The organism is Streptomyces longispororuber (genome assembly GCF_014656095.1).
GTDB classification, from domain to species: domain Bacteria; phylum Actinomycetota; class Actinomycetes; order Streptomycetales; family Streptomycetaceae; genus Streptomyces; species Streptomyces longispororuber.
Genome location: NZ_BNBT01000282.1, coordinates 1 through 4,335 on the forward strand (window position 1 = coordinate 1; position 4,335 = coordinate 4,335).

A 4,335-nucleotide genomic window follows, 5' to 3' on the forward strand; every position below is an offset into this window, starting at 1 on the left:
GCCCCGCGGCGGGCGAGGTGAGCAGCGTGAGCCAGTGCCCCAGGCGCGGGCGCAGCTCGTGCGGCGGCTCGCCCGCGTCGACGGCGCCCGCCGCGAGCTGGCCCTCCGCGGTGTACGCCGCCGGGTCCGCGTCCGGCGGCCTGACCCGCGACCCCGCGAAGCCCACCTGCGCCCCGGGCAGCGCGAGCACCACGTCGGCGCCCGCGCCGAGGGTGGCCCAGCCGCCGCCGGTCGTCGGGTCGCGCAGGACGGCGATCTGCGCCAGTCCCGCCGCGCGGTGGAGCGCCGCCTGGGCCGCCACGCGCTGGAGCTGGGACAGGGCCCGCATGCCTTCCTGCATGCGGCTGCCGCCGGTGGCGACGAGCGAGACGAGCGGCAGCCGGTGCGCGCGGGCCGCCGCGTACGCCGCTTCGAGGCGGTCGCCCGTCCGCTCGCCGAGCGAGCCGCCCAGGTAGCCGAACTCGAAGGAGACGAGGACGGCGCGCGCGCCCTCCACGACCGCCGTGCCGGACACCACGGACTCCGTCTCCCCGGTGCGGGCGGCCGCCGCGGCCCGCGCGGCGCCGTACCCCGACCAGGCCAGCGGCCCGTCCGGGAGCGCTTGCCCGGGTGGCTCAGGGAACTCGGTGAAGTCGGCGGTGACGGCGGCGACGGCCTCGCGCGCGGAGACACGTCCGGCGGCGCTGGGCGGCTGAGGAGTGGACACGCTTCGTACTCCTACCCGATCTTCGGTGTCCCGTCGAGATCGCTCAGGCCCGGTGGCAGACGAGCACGGGCCCGAACCAGTGGCACCGACCGGGGTCGGTGGTGGGGGCGGGTTCGACCGCGGACGGCTCGGGGTCCACCGGGCCGGGCGCGGGCGCAGGCGCGGGCCCGACCGGCGGAGGCGTAGCCGTGGGGCCGGGGGGAAGGGTGGGGGTGGGCGCGGGCGTGGGGGGCGGAGTGGGCACAGGGGTCGGTGAGGGACTCGGTTCGGGCGGCGTCGGCCTCGGCCCGGGTGGTGTCGACTCCGGCTCGGGTGGCCTCGGCCTCGGCCCGGGCGGCGTCGACTCCGGCTCGGGTGGCGTCGACTCCGGTTCGGGTGGTGTCGGCCTCGGCTCGGGTGGCGTCGGCTCCGGTTCGGGTGGTGTCGGCCTCGGCTCGGGTGGCCGCGGGCCCGGCTCGGGTGGCCTCGGCCTCGGCTCGGGCGGGAGCGGTGCCTCCGGTCGTGGTACGTCCGGCGCGGGCTCCTCGGCGTCCGGCTGTGCCGGTGGGGTGGTGGTGTGCTGCGGCTCTTGGGGCGCTTCCCCGGCTGGTCGGAGCGGTTCCTGCGGCGGTGCGTCCGGGGCCGAGGGCCTGGCGCCGGTCGGTGCGGGCACCGGCTCGCCCGGCCCTGTCGGCGGAGCGCTGTCCTGCGGCCCCCCGGCCGTTGCGGCGGAGGGTGGTACGGGCCGCTCCTGCGGGGCGGTGGCCGGGGGCGCGGGGCGTGGCGCGGGTTGCGTGGGCAGCAGGTCCCCGGCTGGGGGCGCGGGGCGCTCCGGCGCCTGTGCGGGCCGGTTCGCCGCCGGGGCGGCGGGTCGCTCCGGGGCCGTCGGCTCGGGCTCCGTCCCCGTGCCGGGCTCCGGGCGCGGCGCGTCCGCCCGGCGGGGAGCGCCGTGCTCCGGCGCCCCGGGCCCGTCCGGCTCGCGGGGCGGCGTCACGGGGCGCGGGCCGCTCTCGGCGGTCGTGGCGCGGGCCGGGACCCCGGTGTCGCCCGCGCCGCCCAGGACGAGCCCCACCGCGACCGCGGCCCCGGCCACGGTGGTCCCCACGGCGCCGACCACGGAGGCGGGCACCTTGCCGCCCGCGGTGAGGACGTGACGGACCCCGTGCGACAGCCCCCCGTCCCCTGGCAGCCCTGTGCCGGACGGCACCGCTCCGGCACCCGCCCCGGCCGCGAGCGGTGCCAGGATTCTGCCCGTGCCACCGAGCGCGCACAGCAGCAGGGCGGGTCCGGCGAGCGCGGGCAGCCGGTGGTTGGCCCGGGTGAGCGCGGCCAGGCGCGCCCGGCAGTCGGCGCAGTCGCCGACGTGGGCGAGCAGGGCCTCGGACCGCCGGGGCGAGGCCTCGCCGCGTATGTGCGCGGGCATACGGTCCCAGTGGGTCGCGCAGGCCGGGTCGGCGGGCGTGCCGGGGTGCGCGCGCAGGAACGCCTGGCGCAGGCCCTCGCGCGCCCGGTGCAGCAGGACAGCGGTGGCCCCGGGCCCCGCGCCGACGCACCGGCCGACCGCGTCGAGGGGGCGGCCCTCCGCCTCGGCGAACCACAGCGCCCGCACCCAGCGCTCGGGGAGTTGTCCGAGCACCCGCGCCAGCAGGTCGACGGATGCCACGCGGTCCGCCGGATCGCTGGCGTCGGGCCCCGCGGCCGGGGCACCGGCGCCCGGGGCGCCGATGACCTCGGGCCGCTCGACGGCCCACGGGTCGTGCGGCGTCTCCTTGGCGGCCGCCCGGCCCGCCGACGCCGCGAGGTGCCGCACCGTCGTCATCAGGTACGCGGGCACGTTCTCGATCGCGTGCCCGGCCGCCAGCCGCCGCCACACCCGGAAGTGCGCCTCGGCGACCAGGTCGTCGGCGACCCAGGCGTCGCCGGTCAGCGAGCGCGCGTACGCCACCAGACGCGGGTGCTCGGCCTCGTAGACACGCGCGTACGCGGCCGTCACGGCCCCGGAGAGGTCGGCGGGCGGCGCGGCGGGGACGTCGGCGGGACCCTCGTCAGGCCCTCCGGGCCGTCCAGGCCCTTCGGTGGGAGCGTCGGACATGACAGGGCACTCCTGTACCGCTGTGGGGGGTTTGGGCGAGTTCGAAAGCCTAAGTCACTGTTGTCGCGGATCTCCCGGGTGGGTGACACAGGTCACAGCAATCTCTTCATGCGCGTCCGTAATCAGGGCACCCGCTACCAGGTCGTAGGGGTAAGGAACCAGCAGAAGTGGAGCCCGGCCATGCCCGTCACGCTCAAGCAGTCCGCACGCGCCCGTCTCGTCACGCCGGAAGGCCGGGAGCGTCCGATTCCGGTGACGCTGCGCTACACGGCGGCCGACCCGTTCGCGGTGCAGGTCACCTTCCCGCCCGAGGTGTCCCTGGACGGCGACGAGGTCCACTGGGTCTTCGCCCGCCGCCTCCTGGAGGAGGGGCTGAACGCCCCGGCGGGCACGGGGGACGTGCACGTCTGGCCGTGCGGGCGGGCGCGGACGGTCCTGGAGTTCCACGCCCCGGACGGCCTGGCGCTCGTGCAGTTCGACCGGGCCGTGCTGCGGCGCTTCCTCTCGCGGTCGTACGCCGTGGTGGGTCCGGACGGCGAGGGGGCGGGCCTCGACCTGGACCGGGAGCTCACCGAGCTGCTCGGCGGAGTGTGACGGGCGCGGGATCCGGCCGTCCCGGGCCCGGGGGACTTCCCCTGCGCGTCCCCTGTGCTTCCCCTACGCGTGAAACAGGTTAGGCTTCCCTAACTCGACCACGTGCGTCCTGTTCCACGTGCAACGGGCGTACAGGATCTCAGGGGAGGAGACCGGAGTGGGTCATGGCTGGGAAGGCGTCGTCCTCAAGCTGTTCAGAGGCAAGGACTTCCGGTTCACGGTGATCGGTGCCGAGGACGTGACGGACCACTACCGCCGCGTCCATCTCACCGACGGCGGCATGCTCGCGCGGACCGGCGTGCACCCGACCATGTGGGTGCGGCTGTGGTTCGACAACGGGGGCAAGCCGCACCAGCGCGCCTACACCCTCGTCGCCCCCGACCCCGAGACGGGCACGTTCAGCCTGGAGTTCGCGCTGCACGACGGCTGCGCGAGCGAGTGGGCGCGCAAGGCCGGACCCGGTGACACCATCGAGGCGACCGTGCAGGGCACCGGCTTCACGGCGCCGGAGCCGGTACCGTCCCGCCTCCTCGTCGTGGGCGACCCCGCGTCGCTGCCCGCGATCAACTCCCTGCTCGCCGCGGTGCCGGGCGTACCGGCCACGATCTGGTTCGAGACGCAGCAGGCCTCCGACCGCGACCTTCCCCTGCGCACCGACCCGGCGCTGCACGAGGTGCACCGCATCGAGCGCCGCGCCGCCGGCGCCGACCTGGTCGAGCAGGCGAAGGCGGGCCTCGCCGCGGCCGTGGACGCCGCACCGGACGCGTACGTATGGATCACCTGCGACACGGCCACCACCCGCGCCCTGGCCGCCCACGTCCGCAAGGAGCTGGGGCTGCCGAAGGGCCGCGTGCACGCGCTCGGCTACTGGCGCCCGGAGGGCGGCTGAGGCGACGGCCGCCGCGCCGCGTCGCCCGCGAGCGGCTCGTCCCCCGCGCCGAGGACGGCGAGGCCCGGCCGGACC

The 4,335-nt window shown here is 77.5% G+C and carries 4 protein-coding genes; 2 read left to right on the top strand and 2 right to left on the bottom strand.

Annotated elements, in window-relative coordinates; genetic code table 11:
* On the bottom strand, positions 1 to 706 hold a 706-nt coding region (locus IE330_RS37890), incomplete at its 3' end, for a carboxyl transferase domain-containing protein (RefSeq protein WP_308439085.1).
* A 43-nt stretch (positions 707 to 749) separates the two neighbouring features.
* On the bottom strand, positions 750 to 2,777 hold the full coding sequence (locus tag IE330_RS39545; RefSeq protein ID WP_229926223.1) for a sigma factor: 2,028 nt from the start codon (positions 2,775 to 2,777) through the stop codon (positions 750 to 752).
* Positions 2,778 to 2,957: 180 nt separating this feature from the next.
* On the opposite strand from IE330_RS39545, the gene IE330_RS37900 reads away from it, so the two are divergent.
* Positions 2,958 to 3,371 (top strand): SsgA family sporulation/cell division regulator, encoded by a 414-nt coding sequence (locus tag IE330_RS37900; RefSeq protein ID WP_190140726.1) that lies wholly within the window; start codon positions 2,958 to 2,960, stop codon positions 3,369 to 3,371.
* A gap of 157 nt (positions 3,372 to 3,528) precedes the next feature.
* Complete coding sequence (locus IE330_RS37905; protein ID WP_190140725.1) at positions 3,529 to 4,260, top strand: siderophore-interacting protein; 732 nt, start codon at positions 3,529 to 3,531, stop codon at positions 4,258 to 4,260.
* The last annotated feature ends 75 nt before the right edge of the window (positions 4,261 to 4,335 follow it).

Excerpts from the sequence above, each read along its gene's own strand:
- IE330_RS37900 (WP_190140726.1), top strand. The coding sequence starts at position 2,958 with ATGCCCGTCACGCTCAAGCAGTCCGCACGCGCCCGTCTCGTCACGCCG.
- IE330_RS39545 (WP_229926223.1), bottom strand. The coding sequence starts at position 2,777 with ATGTCCGACGCTCCCACCGAAGGGCCTGGACGGCCCGGAGGGCCTGAC.